Annotated in this window: 17 protein-coding genes; 13 read left to right on the top strand and 4 right to left on the bottom strand. The window is 37.4% G+C overall.

Going from position 1 to position 22,122, the window contains the following annotated elements; all coding sequences use genetic code 11:
• The first annotated feature begins 203 nt into the window (after window positions 1–203).
• The 13 genes from BTO22_RS12665 (at window position 204) to tssG (ending at window position 15,501) form a co-directional block, all read left to right on the top strand.
• Window positions 204–722: an Hcp family type VI secretion system effector gene (locus tag BTO22_RS12665; RefSeq protein WP_060992961.1), complete on the top strand. Its 519-nt coding sequence runs from the start codon at window positions 204–206 to the stop codon at window positions 720–722.
• Between the two features lie 69 nt (window positions 723–791).
• The gene (locus BTO22_RS12670) at window positions 792–2,870 is read left to right on the top strand and encodes a type VI secretion system Vgr family protein (protein ID WP_105055845.1); all 2,079 of its coding nucleotides are present in this window, start codon (window positions 792–794) and stop codon (window positions 2,868–2,870) included.
• Complete coding sequence (locus BTO22_RS12675; protein ID WP_105055846.1) at window positions 2,857–3,351, top strand: hypothetical protein; 495 nt, start codon at window positions 2,857–2,859, stop codon at window positions 3,349–3,351. The genes BTO22_RS12670 and BTO22_RS12675 overlap by 14 nt, the downstream gene beginning before the upstream one ends.
• 8 nt (window positions 3,352–3,359) lie before the next feature.
• On the top strand, window positions 3,360–4,679 hold the full coding sequence (locus BTO22_RS12680) for a hypothetical protein (protein ID WP_105055847.1): 1,320 nt from the start codon (window positions 3,360–3,362) through the stop codon (window positions 4,677–4,679).
• Window positions 4,660–5,640 carry a DUF2169 family type VI secretion system accessory protein gene (locus tag BTO22_RS12685; protein ID WP_105055848.1) on the top strand — a complete coding sequence of 327 codons (981 nt, stop codon included), beginning with the start codon at window positions 4,660–4,662 and terminating at the stop codon, window positions 5,638–5,640. The genes BTO22_RS12680 and BTO22_RS12685 overlap by 20 nt, the downstream gene beginning before the upstream one ends.
• Window positions 5,637–6,578: a hypothetical protein gene (locus BTO22_RS12690; RefSeq protein ID WP_105055849.1), complete on the top strand. Its 942-nt coding sequence runs from the start codon at window positions 5,637–5,639 to the stop codon at window positions 6,576–6,578. Before BTO22_RS12685 ends, BTO22_RS12690 begins: the two co-directional genes overlap by 4 nt.
• Before the next feature lie 156 nt (window positions 6,579–6,734).
• Window positions 6,735–8,702: a protein kinase domain-containing protein gene (locus BTO22_RS12695; RefSeq protein WP_105055850.1), complete on the top strand. Its 1,968-nt coding sequence runs from the start codon at window positions 6,735–6,737 to the stop codon at window positions 8,700–8,702.
• Between the two features lie 5 nt (window positions 8,703–8,707).
• Complete coding sequence (gene tssA, locus BTO22_RS12700; RefSeq protein WP_374954023.1) at window positions 8,708–10,255, top strand: type VI secretion system protein TssA; 1,548 nt, start codon at window positions 8,708–8,710, stop codon at window positions 10,253–10,255.
• Window positions 10,256–10,278: 23 nt separating this feature from the next.
• Window positions 10,279–10,785 (top strand): type VI secretion system contractile sheath small subunit, encoded by a 507-nt coding sequence (gene tssB / locus BTO22_RS12705; RefSeq protein ID WP_060992967.1) that lies wholly within the window; start codon window positions 10,279–10,281, stop codon window positions 10,783–10,785.
• 8 nt (window positions 10,786–10,793) lie between these two features.
• Window positions 10,794–12,275, top strand: a complete 1,482-nt coding sequence (gene tssC / locus BTO22_RS12710) for a type VI secretion system contractile sheath large subunit (protein ID WP_105055852.1) — start codon at window positions 10,794–10,796, stop codon at window positions 12,273–12,275.
• Window positions 12,276–12,334: 59 nt separating this feature from the next.
• Window positions 12,335–12,745 (top strand): type VI secretion system baseplate subunit TssE, encoded by a 411-nt coding sequence (gene tssE / locus BTO22_RS12715; protein ID WP_060992969.1) that lies wholly within the window; start codon window positions 12,335–12,337, stop codon window positions 12,743–12,745.
• Window positions 12,746–12,757: 12 nt separating this feature from the next.
• Window positions 12,758–14,506 (top strand): type VI secretion system baseplate subunit TssF, encoded by a 1,749-nt coding sequence (gene tssF, locus BTO22_RS12720; RefSeq protein ID WP_105055853.1) that lies wholly within the window; start codon window positions 12,758–12,760, stop codon window positions 14,504–14,506.
• A complete protein-coding gene (tssG, locus tag BTO22_RS12725; protein WP_105056558.1) occupies window positions 14,503–15,501 on the top strand; it encodes a type VI secretion system baseplate subunit TssG in 999 nt (332 codons plus the stop codon). The genes tssF and tssG overlap by 4 nt, the downstream gene beginning before the upstream one ends.
• An 81-nt stretch (window positions 15,502–15,582) precedes the next feature.
• Here tssG and BTO22_RS12730 read toward each other — a convergent pair whose 3' ends face one another.
• The 4 genes from BTO22_RS12730 to BTO22_RS12745 form a co-directional block, all read right to left on the bottom strand.
• Window positions 15,583–16,029: an Lrp/AsnC family transcriptional regulator gene (locus BTO22_RS12730; protein ID WP_105055854.1), complete on the bottom strand. Its 447-nt coding sequence runs from the start codon at window positions 16,027–16,029 to the stop codon at window positions 15,583–15,585.
• Between the two features lie 26 nt (window positions 16,030–16,055).
• On the bottom strand, window positions 16,056–19,445 hold the full coding sequence (gene tssM / locus BTO22_RS12735; protein WP_105055855.1) for a type VI secretion system membrane subunit TssM: 3,390 nt from the start codon (window positions 19,443–19,445) through the stop codon (window positions 16,056–16,058).
• 51 nt (window positions 19,446–19,496) lie between these two features.
• Window positions 19,497–20,786, bottom strand: a complete 1,290-nt coding sequence (locus tag BTO22_RS12740; RefSeq protein ID WP_105055856.1) for a type VI secretion system ImpA family N-terminal domain-containing protein — start codon at window positions 20,784–20,786, stop codon at window positions 19,497–19,499.
• 399 nt (window positions 20,787–21,185) lie between these two features.
• Window positions 21,186–22,007 carry a peptidoglycan DD-metalloendopeptidase family protein gene (locus BTO22_RS12745; RefSeq protein WP_105055857.1) on the bottom strand — a complete coding sequence of 274 codons (822 nt, stop codon included), beginning with the start codon at window positions 22,005–22,007 and terminating at the stop codon, window positions 21,186–21,188.
• Between the last annotated feature and the right edge of the window lie 115 nt (window positions 22,008–22,122).

Here is a 22,122-nt window from a genome sequence, read left to right on the forward strand (position 1 = left end):
GATTCTTGTCATCCAATTTCTTGTTAAAATAAACAAGAAATTGGATCTATAAATTGACTTTAATTTTATATTTCTTATAAGTCATTGATTATATTTGACTTAAAGGTTGGCATGGCTGTTGCTATATGTACATTACAATCGTAGTGATAAACGATTTGGTAAAATTAAATACTCTTATATATAAACAATGAAAGGATAATAGAATGCCAACTCCAGCATATATGTCAATTAAAGGTCAAACTCAAGGCGATATTACTAAAGATGCATACTCTGCAGATTCAGTTGGTAATACATGGCAGGAAGCTCACGTTGATGAATTCCTAGTTCAAGAACTTGACCACGTATTAACAGTTCCACGTGATCCACAAAGTGGTCAACCTACTGGTCAACGTGTTCACCGTCCTGTGATCGTAACTAAACAACAAGACCGTTGTTCTCCACTACTATTTAACGCTTTAGTATCTGGTGAGAAACTGCCTGAATGTAGCATTAACTTCTACCGTACTTCTACTTCTGGTAAGCAAGAGCATTACTACACAATCAAACTAATTGATGCACTATTGGTTGATATGCAAACACGTATGGCTCATTGCCAAGATGCTGCAACGTCTGATCGTGTTACTGAAGAAGTTCTTAAGTTCACTTACCGTGCAATTGAAGTAACTCATGAAACATGTGGTACTGCGGGTAACGATGACTGGCGTACTCCACGCGAAGCTTAATAGCCTTTGCGTTAAATAGTTAGGGCCACATTGTTGGCCCTCTTTTTATATTAGTATCAGGTAAAAGATATGGTTAGTGAGATAGAATTTAAGTTTGAAATCCTTGGAACAGAGCATGAATTTCGTGTCGAAAGCTTTAATGTAGTTGAAGAGTTGTCTAAGCCTTTTCATATCAACCTATCATTACTTTCACTTGATGCAGATATTACGTTTGATGAGTTAATTAGAAAACCAGCACTGCTTAATGTTTTTGGTCAAGGGGTTGGCGTTGCTCGTCAATTTCATGGTGTGGTTAATGAAGTTCGTTATCTAGGTGAAGGGCGTCGCTTTTCTCGTTATCAAGTGGTTCTGGTTCCACAATTATGGTTTTTAACACAGCGTCAAGACTGTCGTATTTTCCAAGATAAGTCTGTTATTAATATAGTTACAGAAGTACTTGATGAAGCTTCAGTGACTGATTATCGTTTTGATACATCAGGAATATATTCACCTAAAGAGTATGTTCTTCAATACAGAGAGAGTGATTGCCAATTTGTTCAACGATTACTTGCTGAGCATGGACTGTGGTATTACTTCGAACACTCTAGCGCAAACCATACTATGGTTATTGTGGATAAAAATGATGCAATTGCAGAGCTGATTAATACTCCTTTAAACTCTTCTTACGTTGGACCTATTGTTTATCAGGCCGAAGGGGGAGGGAATGCAGATAGAGAGCATATTTTTGAATTAGAATCAGTGAATCGTGTTCGTACTGGTCAAGTTACCTATACTGATTACAACTATGAGCAACCTCGTATTCCTCAAAAAATGGGGACGGCTGGTTCGATCGATAATGATCTCGCTTATTTTGACTTTCCAGGGCGCTATGTAGAACCAAGCCAAGGACAAATTCGCTCTGATGAATTAATGGCTGAAAGCGTGGTAGATAATCATCAGATTGAAGCTGTTAGTAGCGTTATGCGTTTAACACCAGGGTATAGTTTTATATTAAATAAGCACCCAAGAGCAGCGCTTAATCGTGATTATACTATTTTATCAGTGACACACAGTGGTTATGATCCGCAAGTGCATGAAGATGAAGCCAGTGGTATGCCTACCACGTATCAAAACCAATTTAGTTGTTTACCACGTGATATTGAATTTAAAGCGCCTAAGCTCCCTGCGCCAATTGTTGATGGCCCTCAAACCGCTGTTGTTGTTGGTCCTAATGGTGAGGAGATTTACACAGATAAATTAGGCCGTATTAAGGTCCAATTCCATTGGGATCGTTATGGCAATAATGATGAAAACTCTGGTTGTTGGATCCGCGTAAGTCAATCAATGGCAGCGCCAACATGGGGTGCTGTGTATTTGCCTCGTATCGGACATGAAGTAGTGGTGGCCTTTTTAGAAGGGGATCCTGATCGTCCATTAGTGACAGGGGCGGTTTATAATGGGTTACATTATCCTCCATACTCTTTGCCTGAGAATAAAACACGAACAACATTTAGAACGCAAACCCATAAGGGAACGGGTTATAACGAACTAAGCTTTGAAGATGAAGCGAATCAGGAAGAGGTTCACATTCATGCTCAAAAAGACATGTCGACAAAGGTGCTTAACAACCGCTTTAGAACCATTGGCCAAGACGAGTTCTTAACCGTAGATCGTAATCAAACTAATGAGATTAAGGGCGATCATAAAGAAACCATTGAAGGCCATAAGACTACGCAAGTAAATAGTACGTTTACCGAAACGGTAGAGCAAGATGTCACGGTTAAATACAACGCAAACGAACAGCAATCGGTGACCAATAACTCAACGTTAGATATTGGTGATAACCGCACCACGACAATTGGTAAAAATGACGATTTAAGCGTTACTGAAAACAGCAACCTATCGGTAGGAGAATCACGAACAAGTGATGTTTCAGCGGATGACAATCAAACGGTTGGTGGTAACTTAACGGTTTCAGTTCAAGGTAATACGTCTTATAAATCAGATGCTTCAACTCAAATTATCAGCGGTAGTAAGATTGTATTGCAAACTGGAAGCTCATCCTTAGTTATGAGCAGCGATGGCACAATTAAGCTATCAGGCAATGCGATTACTATTGAAGGTTCAAATACCGTAACAGTGAAAGGTGGCAAGGTTGCAGTTAACTAACTCTATCGAAGTTACTGACATTCTAGACAATACTTCGCAAGCTGAATCATCAGCTTGCGTTCCTCGTTTTGGTAAAGTCATTTCTTTGCACCCAACATTGGGTGATCGTCTTTATGTTGAATTTGATGGTCTGGCTCTAGGTACCTCGGTTCTTGCCAAAATAGGACGACAATTTAGAAAGTCTGAATTAGAAACAGCAATTGAAAGCGGCCTAACGTGCCGAATTGAGTTTCTTAATGGTGATCTTTCACTTCCTGTGCTTACAGACATTTTTTTCTCATTATTAGATGATGACCAGCCGATGATTTTAAGAGCTAAATCGTTAACTATTGAAACCGAAGATGAGTTAATTCTTAAAAGTGGTGAGACAAAAACCAGATACAGTGGTCGAGATGGGCGAGTAACTACTAATGCGAAATACATTACTTCGCAAGCAGAGAAGGCCCAAAAAATTCAGGGCTCAACGATCGCCATTAATTAGAGTGATGTATGAATCAATATCGTTATTTAGTTGAAGATGTAAAAAACGCCTTATCTGATATGGATAAAGCCGCAGCCTATGCGATTATCAAACAATCTCAAGAAGCATTGAGTGAATTTTCAACAGCTAAGGTTGAATTTTTACAAAATAAAGCGCTCTTAGCTGCTGAAAGTATGTCGTTTTGCATTAAACAGCAATACCGTTTTCATCAACAAGGATATCCTTCTTTAAGTGTTGATTATTTATCGCTACTACAAACACAACTAGCGTCTTTTTTATCTGTTTTTATTGCCTTGCACCGTATATCTCCTGCATTTGTATACTGTATCTATGATGAATTTCCAGAAGTCTTAGCTTGGTTATGTTTGGATGAGTCGCTTAAACAAGAAGACAAAAAAACGACCTTGATAGGGCTTTCTATCATTGATGATCTTGATGATGGCTTAGGCATGGGATTGCTACTTCGTTCAAATACTTCTGGTTTAGACAAAATATTAGCAAGGTTGGTAGAAGGGAAATCCAAAGCAAGTGAGGGTTACGTTCGTTGTTTAGTTTTGAGGCAGCGTGTGAGTGTATCTTTAATTAAACATTGGCTATCAATGTCATTTCTTCCTGAAGAATACTTACACTCCCAGCTTGCATTGTCTAATGTAGACAGCAGCATCGAATGGTTAGCTCAAGGACGATCCTATGATCTTACTTTATTTGAACAATTGGTGCTTAAAGAGGATAGAGCGACTTGGTTTCGTCAACAATATTCATCGGATTCATTACCCTCAGAAGAGATTGCGATTTATGCAATGCTGCTGAATTTGAAAGAGTTCAGTGAATTTGATATTCAACATGCTCATGCACCATTTCATCTTATGCTGTCTGGTGAAACCGCGTTAGTCGCTGATATTGTTTCTTATATGAGTTCACTTGATGAAATTGAAGGAATGCCATGGTGTGAGGCATTATTTACTGTATATGGAGAGCGTTTGCCATTATTGCCATCAGCGATTGGAAGTAGTATGGATTGGGAGCATGCATTGTCGTTATTTAATCAATGGATTGATGAAGAAAAGCATGACAGTCATTATCCATTAAGATTGGGCCAACGTTTATCTTTTGATTCTTCAATTGAAGCCTTAAAAAGCCCAGAGATAAGTGCGAATTTTCGAACTTGGTTATGGCGTGAAGTATGTATATTAAGCCGTGTTCATTTTCATTGGCATCCTCAATTGAGTGTTCAGCAGCAATCACGTTTACTCGATAATATTAGTCATATTGATCTTGTCCGCGAACGTTTTAATTTGAGAGGAAAACATGCAGCTTTGGGATATTGAACAACAGGACTTATACGCTTTAAAAGGCCGATTCCAACGTGATCGCCAAGGCCATGAGGTGTGGGTGCTAAGTATGAAAAGAGCATGGACTTGGTTAGAAGGGCGATGGGTAGAAGAAGAAGCACCTGCGATTATCAATGATGACCCTATTTATGCTGGTGACGCAGGTTTTTCTGCCATGATTTCAGATCATGACTTCCCAATACATAAAAAAAATACCGATGTGTTGGTGTATGGAAAAGCAAAAACATACACTAAAAAACCGATGAGCAGTCATACTTGTCGTTTGTTAATTGACGAACATATTGATAAATCATTAATCATTATTGGTGAGCGACAATGGATAGATCATAGTGGCAGTTTAACGGTTTCGTCAGCAAAACCTTTCATTGAGAGAGAGATTGATTATACCAATGCTATTGGAGGGGATGAGAGAAACCGTCTTGGATCAGGCATTGCTGATACGAATGAAGAACTCGCCAGTATGAAAGTGCCTTCTGTATTTTATGTGGGGCAAAATTGGCAAGCGAACAGCAATAAAGTTCAAGTGGCAGGCTTTGGTCCTTTACCTCCTTTTTTCTCTGAACGAAGCCGATGGGCTGGAACATTTGATGAGAGATGGCAGGAAGAGCGTCGTCCTTTGTGGCCAATTGATTTTGATGACAGGTTCTACCAATCGGCACCTCACGATCAGCAATGTAAAGGTTATCTTATTGGCGGAGAACGTTTAATGGTGAGTGGGTTTTGTCATGATGATGCCTTGTCATTTCGAATTCCTACAGAGAAATATCAAGCGACAGTCACCTTTCAAGATAAAGAAGAGATCTCGCTAATGCCTATATACACAGTTTGGATTGATGCGAATAAAAAACGAGTAGAAGTGATTTATACAGCCTCTTTTCATTGTCAGGATCGTGAACATTTACTTACATCATCTCGTCTAGAGGAAGTGTCATCATGAATCAACGGTATGGACAATTTGTTCTTGATAGTGAAATCGCCACATCAACGGGCATGAATGTAGAACTTGCCATTGCCGTTGCTAAAGCCGATATTGATCGTTTTTCAACCTATGAAAATGATGGTGATAAATACACCATTGCTGAACTTGATTATATAAAAGCGGATGACTTATTTGAAAAAACAAAGCAATTGCTCATTGAAGTATTGGTTCCGGTATTAGAACGATTACACATTTCATTAAAGCCATTACCATTACTGCTTTCTATTCCAGCTTCGCTTTCTCGTCACGATATTCGAGACTGGTTGAGTGAGAGCGAATACAGTGCGTATTTATCTAATATCACTATAAGTAAACATCAAGGCAATTTATTTATGGCTGAATGTTTACAAAGTTTAGATGAGCCAGATGCTGTCCTATGTATCGCTATTGATAGTCCGCTTAGCGAGATAGAGAGTTTAATTGAAAATAGACAAGTTATGAGTGCGAAAAATCCGTGGGGTATGGTCCCAAGTGAAGGGGCGGCAGGGATGGTATTAACAAAACGTAATGTCATAGACACATTAAAGATAACGCCTCAATCCCAACTTATGTATATGGGGTTTGATAAAGCATCAACAGATCGAAGAGGGTGTTCTCGTCTAATTAGACAAGCGTGTAACTCACATTCTAACCTAGGTGTTGTGTATAGCGATATGACGAATCAACGTGCTCATGTTGAAGATTATGGTTTTGCTATTGGCGCAAGAAGTGAAGCATTACCAAATGCGCAGCAAGTAAATTTAACTAATGAATATTGGGGTACATTAGGTGGGGCCTCGGGCATTGCGACTATAGCATCAATGAATTATCTTCATGACAGTAATTCTCTGGCGAGTTTATTTTTGTTTGACCAATTTAATACTCGCTCATTATTAATATTCAAACCGATAAAATAATATTATTTGTGTGGTGGCGTTTTTTCTATATTTCTAGGCACTTTAACTAAAAGCCTAGCGATAGTGTTCGTTTTGTTTTACAGTATTGAAAAACCATACACTAACTCATTAAAATCAAGCCTCATTAATTCGGTTTGGTATTAAAGAGAATAATAAGTGTCTAAACAGCAGGGATCAGCTAACGAATTTATTAATCAGTTAGTTGTAAAAGCGATCGAAAAAAAGAAAAAATATGAGCAAGCATTGGCTGAAAAAAATAAGCCAAGGTTGGAGCATGTATTATTTTCACAATTCGATGTATTAGATACGATTGAATCTAAAAATACCAAAACGACGTTATATCATCTAGCTAAAAAAGGTGAACCAGAGAAACAGATCTGTTGTAAGGTATTGAATGAAAACGCGCCAGAGTACGCTTGTTCAATGTTTATAGCCGAAGCAACGCACCTTGAAATATCACAACATCCAAGCATTGCTGAATTTATTAAACTGGGTAATGAATTCGATCGTCCTTATTTTATGTATAAATGGGTTCAAGGTGAATCTTTATCTGAAAAACTTTCTCGACACGGTAATAAAGGCTTTCGTCATGACCATGTTGCTTGGTTAATATATCAATTAGCAGGTGCATTAGAATATATGCACACCAAGGGTGTGTGTCATTTAGATATCAAACCTTCTAATATTATTGTGTGCGAAGATGATGGTATTAGGCTTATTGATTTTGGGGCTGCACAATATTCAGGAGAAGGTAAAGAATATTCTGAAGCAAGCTTATCTTATGCGTCCCCATTATTTTTAGAAACAGGAAAGTCCGATCCTCAAGACGATGTTTATTCAATGGCAATACTGACGTGTTGCTTATTTATTGGGTATACAGAAAACTCTGATTGGAAAGCAATTCTCACGCAACGAAAAAGACCGCACCAGATACCAAAGTCAGTATGGCTATTATTACGCCTAATTGTAACAAAACCGCGAGGCCATAAATTAACACCGATTGCTTTTGCTCAAGCATTAGCAAAAATTGATATTGATGCGATGCGTACCAATAATCACGCGCCAATTTTCACGCGATTACGCAATGCCGATTTGGTATTACGAAAAGAAAACAGCTTTGAGCCTTTGCGTCTTGGGATGTTTAAGTATTTAGAAGTGGCGTTAATTGCTAGTGTTTTGGTTATTACTGGTGTAATGCTATCCAGTTATTTATTGCCACAAACAGCGCCTGTGATCGGAACATCAAAAATAAAACCCGCACAAATGGCCGCTTTCCTAATAAAACCGCCATGGGAAATCACTAACGCGTTAGACGACAATGAAGGCGATTTATTAGCATTAGCACCTTATCGAGAAGCGGTTGATGTTAAAAATAATCAAATTGAGTTTTGGTATAACAAAGAAAAAGACAATTTAATAAAGAGACGTGAAAGTGAAGAGCGTCAAAGACAAGAGCTCAGCTCGATAAGAAAAGACATGGTTGCTCTGAATGACCATCTTAACCGTAATGCAGTTATCTCCTCTTCTGTGAACCGACGTCTAAGTAAATTAATGAAAGGGTTAAATAACCTAATGCTAGAACGTCAGAAATACACTTATTCACTGGGCAAAGAAGATCAAGCTTTAGCCGATATTATAATGTCTGGTGATTCAAAAGACGTAGAGAAATATTTACGTACTGAGTGGGTGAAAACACAAGCAGAATCTTATTTTTATGCTTATGTACTTCCACAAGAAATTCTAAATAAAGTGTTTGAATCTGTAAATAAAAACGCTGAGAACCATTTCTACTCGAAAGCGATTGATGAAATAAATCAAACCATCGCGCTTTTTGGCGATACAGTAGAACTGACCTCTAAAAGAACAGAACTAATAATAGACCGCAGTGAATATGTGCTCTTTGGTACGGTGACTGGTGAGTTAATGTTCAAAAGCGATAAGCTTAATACAGCACTATCAGACTTGCATGAAAACGCGCCATCTCGCTTCAAAGAAGTGTCACTGTTATTAAAAAATCTAGCAAGAGAGTCGCTTGAACAAAGCTTTCAGCAAGATGTTCCCGCTGAAGGTGCACTTGAGATAGAGAAAGCCTTAAATGCTTATCAAAAACAGGTAACACTCTAATGGCAATGAATTTTGATATTGAGACACTTTTAAAACCGATCAATGAAACGTCTCCCTCTGGTGAAGAAGCGAAATATGAATTCTGTTATGAGCTAATGGAATTTGAGATCAAAAAGTTTGGTTCATTGTTTGGTGAAACGGTTGATTGGAAAATTGTTGAAGCGAACGCAACTGAAGTATTAACCACTTATAGTAAAGATTTAAAAGCCATTTGTTACTTAACTCGAGCGCTGATCGAAAGAAAAGGGTTTGACGGGTTTAAAACCGGACTCTCGTTACTTTTACAAAGTTTAACGACGTTTAGTGATGGATTATATCCACGACGAAAGCGAGCGAGAGACGGTGCAATAGAATGGTTTATTTCTCAAATTGAAAGTGTATTACCAAAATTAAATACTGCGGCAGTGTCGTGGGAGCAAGGGTCGGTGTGTTTAACCTTAATTTCTGAGATTGATGATAAATATAAAGATGCATTTTCAGACTCAGATGTAGAGTTCTTTGTTGTTCGTTCTGCGGTTAACGCCATTATGGAGCGTTTACCACAAACTGGAGAGGGGACGATAACGCCTGTTGTTCAAGACTTGAAGCAACCAGATGTGGTTGAGACGGTTATTGAGAAAACACCTAAAACGGTGATTCCAACACCGGTGACGGCAGTAGTAAAAAAACCAGAAGCGGTTAGACAAGAAGTCGATATAGATACGGATTTTTCAAGCCCTAGCGCATCAAAAAGAACATTAAAAAAAGTCGCTGAGTTTATGCTGCACTCTAATATCGGTGCTTCTTTAGCTTATCGTTTACATCGTTATTCTACATGGTGTGATGTGGATGAATTACCTCCACACGATAATGAGAAAAAAACACCGATAAGTTTAGCTGTATCACAAGATCAGCTTTCTGAATATAAAGAAAAATCAAAGCAAGAAACCGATCCTGAAGTGATCAAACGTCTTGAAAAAACCTTGACGGATGCACCTTTTTGGCTAAGTGGTCATCATCTTATGTATCTGATGTTGAATAATTTGGGTCATGATTCTGCGGCTGAAGCAGTAAAACAAGAAACGGTATTATTCACTCAAGAGTTAAGTGGCGTTGAAGAGTTAATGTTCGCTAATTCAGTGCCTTTTGCTGATGAAGCAACCCTTAAATGGCTGACACCACGCACTGCGATTACCCCCGCGGCGTTGGTGCCAATGCCTTTTGAATTAACAGATGAGGAAACCTTATCTGAAGGTGATATTACCTTAGCGACATTAGGTGATTATGTTTCCACCATTGCCCAAGGTTTAGCGACTGATACGTCTGGACGTGGGCAGTTTATGTTGCAATTGAAATTAATAAAAGCGTACCACCTCGTAGGCTTGTTTCCTTTGTGCTTACCTCACATTGAAAAAATATGGGCGATAAGAGAAGAAATAAATTTAATGAGTTGGGAGCCTCATTTATGTAATCAGCTTGATACGTTGGTTGAGAAAACAATGACGGAAATGTATCCATCTAAGGATTTGGTTCCTGAAAAGTACCAACAATGGCTAACCATTAATAACAAATAAATAGATGAAAATAAGGAAGAATTATGTCCCGCGATGGCTCGGTTGCTCCTAAAGAGCGAATTAATATACGTTATGTCCCAGCGACAGGCGATGTGCAAGAAGATGTTGAATTACCGCTAAGTATGATGGTCGTTGGTGACTTTACTGCTCGTGCTGATGAGACGCCAATTGAAGATCGTACTCCAATCAATATTGATAAAGATAACTTTAATGATGTATTGGAAGGCTACTCTCCAAACGTAAAAGTAAACGTAAGTAATGAACTAAGTGGTGAAGAAGGTGCTCAACTTGGTGTTGACCTTACGTTTAACAGCATGAAAGATTTCTCACCAGAAGCTATCGCTAAAAGTGTACCTGAATTAAATGGTTTACTTGAACTGCGTGAAGCACTTGTTGCCTTGAAAGGTCCACTAGGAAACGTACCAGCATTTCGTAAGAAAATTGCTGCAGTACTTCAAGATGAAGAAGCTCGTCAAAAGTTACTTGAAGAGCTAAATCTTGGTGCAGATAAAGAAGAAAAGGCTGAGTAGAGGGTATTATGACAACAGAAGCACAAGCTCCCGAACAAGAAGCAACATTGGTTGAATCCGGTTCGTTATTAGACAGTATTCTTAATGAAACGCGTTTAAAGCCAAGTGATGAAGGTTTTGATGTTGCAAAGCGTGGCGTAGAAGCATTCATCGGTGAATTGTTAAGCAGCAAAAATACCGACAGTAAAGTTGAGCAATCATTAGTTGATTTAATGATTTCTGAGATTGACCAAAAACTGTCTAAGCAAGTGGATGCTATTCTTCACAATGAAGAGGTTCAAGCAATTGAATCAACATGGCGTGGTTTGAAATACCTGGTTGATCACACCGATTTCCGTGAAAACATTCAAATTGAATTGATTTCAGCGAAAAAAGACGAAGTATTAGATGACTTTGAAGATGCTCCAGAAGTCGTTAAATCTGGCCTTTATAAGCAAATCTATACGCGTGAATACGGTCAATTTGGTGGTAAACCAGTTGGTGCTGTGATTTGTGATTTCCAAATGTCTGCATCATCACCTGATGTGAAACTGATGGAATACATGGCGAATGTAGGCGCAATGTCTCATGCTCCATTTATTACTTCAGCATCAGCTAAGTTTTTTGGTTTAGATAGCTACGAAGACCTACCTAACTTAAAAGATCTTAAGTCTGTATTTGAAGGTCCTCAGTACACTAAATGGCGCGGTTTCCGTGAGCATGAAGATGCACGTTATGTTGGTCTTTGTACATCACGTATGATGCTACGTACACCGTATTCAGTAGAAGATAACCCAATTAAAGCATTTGATTATGATGAACAAGTTCAAGATGGTCATGATAACTACCTTTGGGGTAATTCAGCGTATGCGATGGCGTCTAAAATTAGTGAGTCATTTGCGAAATATCGTTGGTGTCCAAACATTATCGGTCCACAAAGTGGGGGTACTGTTGCTGACTTACCTGTTTATAATTACGAATCTATGGGGCAAATCGAAACTAAGATCCCAACAGAGATCTTAATTTCAGACCGTCGTGAATACGAACTAGCAGAAGAAGGGTTTATTGCTCTAACTATGCGTAAAGGCTCTGATAATGCAGCGTTCTTCTCTGCGAATTCAGTGCAAAAAGCAAAAATATTCCCGAATACACCAGAAGGTAAGCAAGCTGAAATGAACTACAAGTTAGGTATTCAATTGCCATACATGTTCATTATCAACCGTTTAGCTCATTACATCAAAGTACTGCAACGTGAACAAATTGGTTCATGGAAAGAGCGCTCTGATCTAGAAATTGAATTAAACAAGTGGATCCGTCAATACGTATCTGATCAAGAGAACCCACCAGCAGAAGTTCGCGGCCGTCGTCCATTACGTGCTGCAAAACTGGAAGTATCTGAAGTTGAAGGCGATCCAGGTTGGTATAAAGTATCAATGTCTGTACGTCCGCATTTCAAATACATGGGGGCAAGTTTTGACTTGTCACTAGTTGGTAAATTAGATCAGAACTAATTTGTCACCGTATATAAGCGGTCAGGTTGAGCCGACCGCTTATTTTTTAAGAAGTCATTATGGAAAAAGGTTACCGGCTTTTAGAGCGAATTGAATTGGGCGAACCCAAAAACTGCTATGAGAAAGTGGTCTCCCACAAACATCTGATAGAATCAATTCATCTCCACCTTGCTGATTTACTGAATACTCACGCAGGGAACGCCATGATAGATAATGAATACGGACTGCCTGATTTTAATGATGTGCTATCAAATAACACGAATTTGGTTCGTAATATTCAGCAAAACATTCGAACATCAATTGAAAAATTTGAACCAAGACTGAAAAATGTTGAGGTTCACTATCGCCAAGATAATCACAACCCACTGCAATTAAGCTTTGGTATTGGCGGAGAAGTAATGCACAACGGCGGTAAAGTCCCAATGTCAATTAATATATTCATGGGCGTCGATGGACAATTTAACGTTTAGTAGGAGAGAGTAGTGAGTAACAGTAAGTATTTTCAAGATGAACTGGCTTATTTAAAAGAAGCAGGCAGTGAATTTGCAAAATATCACCCTAAGCTGACTAACTTTTTATCTGAAGGAACCTTTGATCCCGATGTGGAGCGTTTACTTGAAGGCTTTGCTTTTTTAACCGGTCGTGTACGCGAAAAAATCGATGATGAACTACCAGAATTAACACAGTCATTAATCTCATTGCTTTGGCCTCATTACATGCGTTCAGTGCCTTCAATGTGCATTAGTGAACTTACTCCTCATTCAGGAAGCGTAACAGAAAAGACCATCGTAAACCGTGGTGCAGAAATGGCAAGTGAGCAAGTTGAAGGCACTCAATGCTTATTTAGAACGTGTTATGACGTTGCTTTATATCCACTTAGTATTCAACAGATAGAGCAAAATAACAGTCGCACCAATTCTTCTGTTCATGTGACATTAGCAGCAAATAATGGGTTAGAACTGTCTCGCATAAAATTAGATACATTACGTTTTCATTTAAATGGTGAGCAGCATATTACTCGCAGTTTATATCTTTGGTTATTCCGCTATTTAGAGTATGTAGAGTTAGATGTTGGTGGCGGTTATAAACATCGTATTCGAGCCGATCAAGTTACCCCTGTGGGCTTTGATGACGATGAAGCAATTTTGCCATACAGCAAAAACTCATTTTCAGGGTATCGCTTATTACAAGAGTACTTCTCTTTACCTGATAAATTCATGTTTTTTGATATTAAAGGTCTTGAATGGTTAAGCGGGATACCACAGCGCAGTACGGTCAAATTGTCCTTTGTTTTTTCGAGAGCCTTGCCTTCTGAAGTGGTTTTAAAAGATAAGCATTTAAAATTGCATTGCACACCAGCGGTGAACTTATTCGAACAAGATGGTGATCCTATCCGTCTTGATCATCAACGTAATGATTACAAAGTCCGTCCTCAAAGTTCAAATCAGGAGCACTATGAAGTTTACTCAGTTGAAAATGTAGAAAGTTGGAGTAAAGCAGAGCGCCGTAGGAAACAGCTAATTGAATTTGAATCGTTTGAACATCAAATAAATCAGCGCGATAAACGAGATTTTTATAAAACAAAAGTCAGTGAAAGAATTAATGGGCGAGGGCTAGAACGTTATATCTCTTTTCATTCGCACAACAATCAAATATCGGATTTAGGGACAGAAACCGTGTTACTTAAATTAGTGTGCAGCAATGCAGATTTAGCTGAACGCTTATCTGTGGGGGATGTTATCTATACCACACACAAGTCACCAACCTATGCCACGTTTAGTAATATTACAAAGCCGACTCAATCTGTTAGTCCACAGGTGAATGGAGAACTACAGTGGCAGCTTATTGCCAATATGTCCTTAAACTATTTATCACTCGCTAATATTGATGTGTTAAAAGTATTACTATCAACCTATGACTTCCATTCTCGTGTTGATAGACAGGCTCACAGAGCCTCTATACACCGTCTTGATGGTATTAGGTCTGCAAGTATGAATCCAACAGATAGAGTCTTTCGTGGCGTTGCTATTCGTGGTGTTAAGTTTAAGGTTGCGATGAACTCAACGTACTTTGTGAATGAAGGGGATATGTATTTACTCGCTAGTATTCTAAACGAGTTTATTCGATTGTATTCGAGTATCAATTCATTTACTGAGCTTGAAGTGTTTGATGAGGATACGGGTGAAGAATATGAATGGCCGAGCTTAACTGGGCAACAGACAATATTATGATTGAATATATTGTTAATAAACCTTGCGAGTACAGCTTTTTCCAAGCGGTATCTTTACTGGAAAAACACTATCAAAATTTTTCAGGTATTGAATTTAATGCGATTGGTGAAAATCAGTACGTAAAAAACGAGTACATACAGTTTAGTGTGTCACCAAAACTGAGTTTCCCCAAGAGCGATATAGAATACATCGCTCAGGTTGAACGTAATGATCAGGTGTACACAAAAATTGAAGTGAACTTCCTTGGCTTGCATGGCTCAAGTTCTCCGCTACCAGCGTCTTATACGGAAAAGCTGGCAGGTCGAGACAGTGACGATAATCCAGTAAAAGATTTCTTTGATTTTTTTCATCATCGTTACATTAGTATGCTTTATCGAGTGTGGAAAAAGTATCGTTATCATATTCAATATCAAAGTGATGCAACGGATCCATTCTCAGGAAGATTATTACATTTAGTTGGTCTGTCGAGTGTTATTCAAGAGAATAATGATGTTGATTTAGATAGAGCTAAATTACTTTCCTATGTAAACCAGTTATCCACGCGTACTCGTTCACCAAAGCTTGTTTCTGGTATCGTTTCCCATTACTTTTCACTTCCCAATGTTTACATTGAAGAGTGGGTATATCGTCGAGTGACGATCGCCGGTTCACAACGTAATAAGTTGAATCAAAAGAACTGTCAATTAGGGAATGATTTGCACCTAGGAAAGAGTATGGCGGATCTTACTGGAAAGTTTAATTTATGCATCGAAGATATTGATTTTGATACGTATACCAACTTTTTACCAGGAGGACGACTGCACAAGACGTTAATAGGGCTAATGAAGTTTATCTTATGTGACCCGATGGCATGGGATCTTAAGTTAACCGTTAAGAACAATACTATTCCTGAGAACGAATTAGGGGGTGGGATTGGGAATGTGTTAGGTCAAACGTATTGGCTAGGGAATATCGATAAGGAGGATACAATCATTAAAATTGTAGGCAGTAATTAAAGATAGATAAGATAGAAAGCGAACAACAAGTTGGCGCTTATTATTCGCTTTCTATAATAGTTTTAAGTGACCTAGGAATACTTATCGGCAAACAGGCTGATGTAAAACGATAGTACTCTTCACTTCTTTAATGCCCGTTATCGATTCAATTTCACTAGAGAGATAATGAATTCGATGTAAATCGGGTGCTTCAATCAAAGAAATAATGTCATAAGCCCCACCAACAATACTGGTCATCTTTACTTCAGGGATTTCTTTCAGTGCTTCTGAGACACCATCTTTTTGTCCAACCACACACGAAATTAACAAATAACAAGATGCATGATTCTCGCTATTTATTCGTATTTGGGCTGTATACCCTTTTATAACCCCTGTCTTTTCTAAGCGATTAATTCGTTCTGCAACGGCTGTTCTAGACAACCCAACATTACGTGATAAGTTCGCAATAGATTCTCTACCATTTGATAAAAGATTGGAGATAATTCTCCGATCTAATTTATCTAAGTCCTGTAGATTCATCTTTGACATGTTACTCCCTGCCTTAATTTATCTTCTTAGTTAATTACTTCTGGGAGCTTAAAGTTCGATAGCTCAGAGAAAGTAAATGGGTTGTTTTGTGTTAATGGTGTGAATTTCATACTGATATCACGACCACTCACTTTAATATGGCTAACAAAGCTACTATTGGTGACATCAGAGAGTGTAGAATCCCCTAATAATCGATAGATAGCCCACTGTCCATTTTCAGAAAGGGTATGTTGTTTACCCTCATCTGTTACGTCTTGTAAGGTAATTTTGACCTCAAAATCTCCGTTTTGTGGTGGCCATTGCAACTCTTGAACCTTACTTGGGCCGTGGTAATAACTCATCATATGGCTTCCCACATTGATGTTTGCTCGGATTGCACTTGAATCAAGATCAACAACTTTAGTACTAAAAGGGATGTGTACTTTATTGGTGCTTTTATTGATCATTGTGTTGCGTATTACATTGTAATTTCGTAATTGAACGAGCAGTTCAGGCGATAGATACATGACTTGTCCGTCTACTCGTTTTGCCGTCCATAAATTGGTGTCATAAAATGGTGCAAGATTATCTTTAATGAACACATTTAATATGCCGCCAGTGGCAAATAATTGTTCGAAATCTTCTAATGAAATATCTTCTTTTGCATTAACATCAAATGGGTATTTGTTTAACCCAGTTTGACGGAAAACGCTGTATACCTCACTGTACCATTTTGTTTGAATGCCTTTTTTGGCTTCTGTGATCATCACAGACCAGGTTTGATTTACTATATCAAGTAACCAACTGCGTACTGGCTCTGGTGATTTCTGAGCAATTTGTTTAAGTCGAATAAGAGGGTCGGCTTCCGATCTTATCATTCGAGCTCTTGCAGCGTCTAAGGCTGCTTGATGTACATTTGGAGAATCAGCAATATCCTTAATGTATGTTCTCAATGAATTCAAAGAGGTTAAGATATCTTCCCAAGGGGTAGGGGAGTTTTTCGTTTCATTTATTTGTAATTGATTTAATAAAGAAAACGCTTGTTCAACTCGAGACATTAAAACGTAATCGGGTTTAACTATCTCTTTTACGGCCTCAGTTGCTGTTTCTAAAGTATTTTTTAAATTCTTTTTTGGATCCAGTAACGATCCAATGTCACCAGTCGGTGAATAGTGTGTATTTGCGTACAGCTGTTTTAAGATCGTTGTCATTGGTGATGATGGACCAGAAATAAGATCTATCGCATTCGTCAAGTCATAGATATTGTCGTATGATTTTATTTTTAATTCGCTTAGCGCGTTACGCCAGTAATTAATATAGTCATCGGTATATTTCTTACGAACTTTATCTTTAAATTCTTCTTGCTCTTCGTCACTTGGAATAATGTTTTTTGATAATCCAAGCACCCAGTTGTCGGAGATGACTCGTTTTGAGAGTAAATCTACTTGTGGGCGATAGAACGAACTAAACCCAGTTGACGTGTATAGTTTGTTGATATTTAAGCTCTTATTGTTGATCGGATTCTTAAAAATATTATTAAAATCAAACCCAACCGCTCGCTGTAGATTAAGCGTGTCAATATCTGAACTTTTAGCTTGCTCTAAGATTTGAAGGTAGACCAAATCAACGTTTGATTTTGCTAGAAGGTTACGGCGAGTCGCACGAACCAGATCCATGTTAATGGAAATTGGTATGAACTTGGTACGGAAATAAGCATCCAAATAAGACATGGTTTTCTTTACAGTCTCAGGGCTTGAATGTAATTGAGTTAGTACATCAAAGGTCTGCTGTTTTAAGTAAGGAATATCTCGTTTACTTGGTTGATTTAACATCAAGTATCCCTTTAATAGAGGGAGAGAGAGGGAGATATCATTTTGATTTTTAGTTAATTGAATTCGATACGCTTCCGAAATAATCGGCATTAATTGTGTATTTATTTGCTCGATTAGTGCTCGGTATGCGATCTTAGTTGTTGGTTCTAAACGGCTGACTTTCATCGATAAAAGTTCGTCATCAAGCGCTTTGTTTCCGCTTAACCAGGTTCCATAAGTCGGTTCAATCCCTTCTTGAGCATTGGTTAATTGTGATTCGAATACGGCAGAGTTGTATTGCTCATGATCGCTGTCTTTTACATCAATTAACTGGTTAATTACCTGCAAATTACTTTCTAACGCTTGAAATAAAAAATAACTACCACTGGTAAGAACAACAATAGAGACCAAGAAAGCCAAACGACTGTTTTGTTGAATTCGGCGTAAGTAATTTTGGTTTTCACTAGAAAAGTCGGCTTCAGGCAATACTTTTGAGTCAACTAAGAATCGAGTAAAGTAAGGAGTCTCGGTGAGTTGCCCATGTTCAGATGCAATGATTGGTAAATTAAAGTAATTACTACAGCTTTTTGCTAATAAGTTATATTTACGACCGCCTTGAAGACTTGAGCTGAAGAATACCTCTCTAATATCAATAGAATAAGAGCCTTGATTTAAATCGTTTAAACGCTCAATAATGCGTTTTATTTCTGTTTGGCATAACTCAAATTGTTTAGGAAAAGCGAGAATTATTTGTTTTTCATCGACGTTGTTTGTGTGTGATGAAGAGTCGAGCGCACTTACTTCCATCACTTTTACGATGTTTTTATAGCTATCTTGAAAATAATCTAGGATGGCACCTTTCGCATCTTTTAATGGAATAGAAAGGAACTCAATGCTTGATTTTAATGGGCTAAAATGGATGTACTCTTTAAACCCTTCTAATTTATCCAATTTACTCATCACAAGGTATAGAGGCAGAGTAGCTCCTGTACTTTCTTTAATTGAGTCTAAACGTTGTAGAAGTATGTTGAGTGTATAGTCAGTTTGTTCATCTTCATTGACGATCAAGAATTCAAAATCGATTAATAATAAACAACCAGCAAATGGTTTTCTTGGTTTATGGTTAATGACTTCTGTTATTAATGCTCGCCATAATAGACTGTCAGTGCTTGAGATCTCTTGAAAAACAAGACGATGATTTGGTTTGATATAGACGGCAGAATCGGATTCAGACCATTCAAAAAAGTCATTTTTTACACTTTTCACTTTATCCATTGGTTTGATAGCATTAGAGACATGGAGGAATTGGTTTTTCCCTGATCCCTTATTACCAATCACTAAGTAGATTGGTTTTTGCTTGGCATTATGCAGTAATGGCTTTAGTACCATTGATAGAGTTTCTTCTTCTGTCTCAATATCTTGATTATTCTTACCTTTTCGTTTTTTTATATATAAAGTAAGATTAAATAATAAGTACAGCAGACCAATGACTCCCGCCGTTCCCCACACAAGCATAACTTCGGCTTCTGGAAACCAAAGAAGATAAGAACCACATAATACAGCCAGTATAAAAACAGTAATAAGTGTTGAGAGTAGTAACGGGCTTCTAACTAAAGTGTTTTTCATAGTTTTACTTTTTTGTTATGTTTGACGTTAGTAATACAGTGAGTTACAAGGCTAAAGTTCTTCTTTTAGCGTATTTATTTTGTGTTGGTAAATATTGAGTAAACGCTGTGTTTTATCGATCTCTGCCGATGTCATTTTTTTCTCTGCATATTCAATTCGACCAAGTAAGGGGAATAAAGAATTACTGTAGTCATATGCTTTTATGATGGATTTTTCTTGAGATTTTGCGTTAGCAAACACCGTCCTTGATTTTAAAAACTGGCGGTTAATCCCCTTGTATGCGTTATCAAATTCTATGGTTTGCGATGTGAGTTTTTCTTGCATACTTTTTGCTGCAGCTGAATCTGGGTAAATTGTTTTCAGTGTATCTACTGCAAAGGTTAGAGTTGGAAGTTGATTCACTCTTATAGGATCTAATTCCCAGCCTGAAACTAACCATTGAGTTCGCTTGATAATATCGGACTTGATCGATTGTTTAATCGGATCTTCTTTACGCTCTAACTCGGGGAGAAGGGCAACAATGTCGTCGATGTTGGCCGTTTCTATTTGTTCACGTAATGTTCTTTTTTGATTGTCGCTATAGAAAAAATTAGCGAATAGCATACAAAGAAAAAAGCCAAGAACAATAAGAATGATAAGTAAAGGTTTTGAATTATTTTCTGGCTTGTTAGTGGTTTCCACTTTAGTTACAGGGGCTTTCATTGCTGGCATTGATAGATTAACGTTAATCCCTTTAGGTTCTGCTGTGTTTTTGCTTTTTTTATCTTTGGACTCTTCTCTTTTCTTCTCTTTTTCTTCTTGTATTTGGATTTCTTCTATCCACTGAGAGAAAATACGACGGATCCCTCCTAAAGAGGGGCTTTTTGTTCCATAGTGAGAGCGTAATTCTTCTTCTATCTTAAGTGTTAATTTGTGTCCTTCTTCAATTAAAGGTAAGTCACTAGGAGATATCTTTAATGTTTTTTGTTTACGGACGGCGTGCTCAGTCAGCCACTCGATTGAACCAATTCGAGCAGTAGACTTACTTTCTTCTGGGTAAGCGGAATACCAATAAATGAGGCAAATATCGAATAATGCCTGTAAACCACCAACAAATCCTTTTAGTCCATCCACATGAGTTGCTGAAACGGTGTAGTAACAAGCACAACGGATGTCTTTACTTTCATTAAGTAGGATATTTTTAGATAATGAATGAACTATTTTCCATGAAATTTTAGACGTAACTGTATTAAGCTTATTAACTTGACGTTTAATTTCTGAAAAGTCGTCAAGAGCATTAGGGTTTACCCCACAAGGCAAATTTTGGCTAATAGGGCGCCGTGCAAAATCAGGAAGATTCATGAGTTTTTCCAACCTAGCGAATAACAATTATCTACATGTGGTCATGTATTATTATGTTTTATGTGCTTTTATATAATAAAACTGATTGTACTACTAAAATATAAAATGAATATAAAAAAATAATGTTTTTCTACGCATATCGTGCAAATGTCTACGTATATCGTGCAAATGTGATCTTGGTTCACATAATTACCACGCAAAAGCCAAAGTGTATACTATTAATATTTACATTAATTATTCTTTTGTTCCTTATTTGAGATAATTGATTTTATTTTTAACCTGCAGCTCTTATCTCTTCGGTTTATTCATTTACCAGACGAATAGTTCGTTTTAAATATGATAGTTATGGTTGATTTGTTGTTATCTGAGTTTTTTATATTTACATTTATTATAGTTATGTCAAATACTCTTTTTATTTGTTTTTTCAAAGTTTATGGGAATATCATTTTTTAAGTACTCGAAATGTAAATGGGGACCAGTAGTTCTACCTGTGTTGCCAGTTAATCCTATCTTCTGTCCTTTATATACAACATCACCCTTACTGATCATTCTATTATTAAGGTGGAGGTATCTTGTCTTAATTGAATTATCATGCTGTATAACGATGTAATTACCAGCAATTGGGTGGTATTTTGAAGTTATAATGACACCTTTATTAATAGCGAAGGTAGGTGTTCCAACTGGGGTCTTAAAATCAGTCCCTAAGTGTGGCTGAATTCGTTTAAGAATCGGGTGAGTTCGATGATTAGAGAAGTGAGAACTTATAGCATAATGCTTCTTTAGCGGTCTAACCATACCGTCATTGCTTAAATTAACACCATTTTGGTCGTGAAATACACCATTTTTATCTGTCTTGGCTATAAGTATCTGATTTGATGAATGAAGGATTAATGTGTCTATTTTTGTTGCTTCATTATTTAGAATCACTTTAAATTTATCTCCATGTCGGATACCTCTTACAAAATTGATGCTATATTTAAGTGATTCAGTCAGCGTTAGAATATGATCTACAGATAAACCACTGTTTAATGCTGAGCTAAAGAAAGATGTGGTTACCTCACCAGAAAAAATAGGTTTTACTTTTTTTACTTTAATTGGAAGGTGTATTTGAGGTTCAGGTATTATCTTCTGGTTAATTTTTGAAGAATTATAGATAAAGTAAAATCCAGACATAAGAATAAATAGATTGATAAAAATGAATGTAAAATATTTAGACTTCATAGAATTGACTTTTAATATACTGATTTTATGATTCTACACCATTTATTTTAAAGATAAATAGGCCTTTATTTAGGTGATATATAAAGGGTTTGAAATCATTGTTGGCAATTTTAGG

Origin of the sequence: Aliivibrio sifiae (assembly GCF_002954705.1) — a bacterium.
GTDB classification, from domain to species: Bacteria; Pseudomonadota; Gammaproteobacteria; order Enterobacterales; family Vibrionaceae; genus Aliivibrio; species Aliivibrio sifiae_A.

Bases quoted from the DNA above. Each gene is read 5' to 3' on its own strand.
- BTO22_RS12665 (WP_060992961.1), top strand. From the start codon at position 204: ATGCCAACTCCAGCATATATGTCAATTAAAGGTCAAACTCAAGGCGAT.
- BTO22_RS12670 (WP_105055845.1), top strand. From the start codon at position 792: ATGGTTAGTGAGATAGAATTTAAGTTTGAAATCCTTGGAACAGAGCAT.
- BTO22_RS12680 (WP_105055847.1), top strand. From the start codon at position 3,360: ATGAATCAATATCGTTATTTAGTTGAAGATGTAAAAAACGCCTTATCT.
- BTO22_RS12685 (WP_105055848.1), top strand. From the start codon at position 4,660: ATGCAGCTTTGGGATATTGAACAACAGGACTTATACGCTTTAAAAGGC.
- BTO22_RS12690 (WP_105055849.1), top strand. From the start codon at position 5,637: ATGAATCAACGGTATGGACAATTTGTTCTTGATAGTGAAATCGCCACA.
- tssA (WP_374954023.1), top strand. From the start codon at position 8,708: ATGAATTTTGATATTGAGACACTTTTAAAACCGATCAATGAAACGTCT.
- tssB (WP_060992967.1), top strand. From the start codon at position 10,279: ATGTCCCGCGATGGCTCGGTTGCTCCTAAAGAGCGAATTAATATACGT.
- tssC (WP_105055852.1), top strand. From the start codon at position 10,794: ATGACAACAGAAGCACAAGCTCCCGAACAAGAAGCAACATTGGTTGAA.
- tssE (WP_060992969.1), top strand. From the start codon at position 12,335: ATGGAAAAAGGTTACCGGCTTTTAGAGCGAATTGAATTGGGCGAACCC.
- tssG (WP_105056558.1), top strand. From the start codon at position 14,503: ATGATTGAATATATTGTTAATAAACCTTGCGAGTACAGCTTTTTCCAA.
- BTO22_RS12730 (WP_105055854.1), bottom strand. From the start codon at position 16,029: ATGTCAAAGATGAATCTACAGGACTTAGATAAATTAGATCGGAGAATT.
- tssM (WP_105055855.1), bottom strand. From the start codon at position 19,445: ATGAAAAACACTTTAGTTAGAAGCCCGTTACTACTCTCAACACTTATT.
- BTO22_RS12740 (WP_105055856.1), bottom strand. From the start codon at position 20,786: ATGAATCTTCCTGATTTTGCACGGCGCCCTATTAGCCAAAATTTGCCT.
- BTO22_RS12745 (WP_105055857.1), bottom strand. From the start codon at position 22,007: ATGAAGTCTAAATATTTTACATTCATTTTTATCAATCTATTTATTCTT.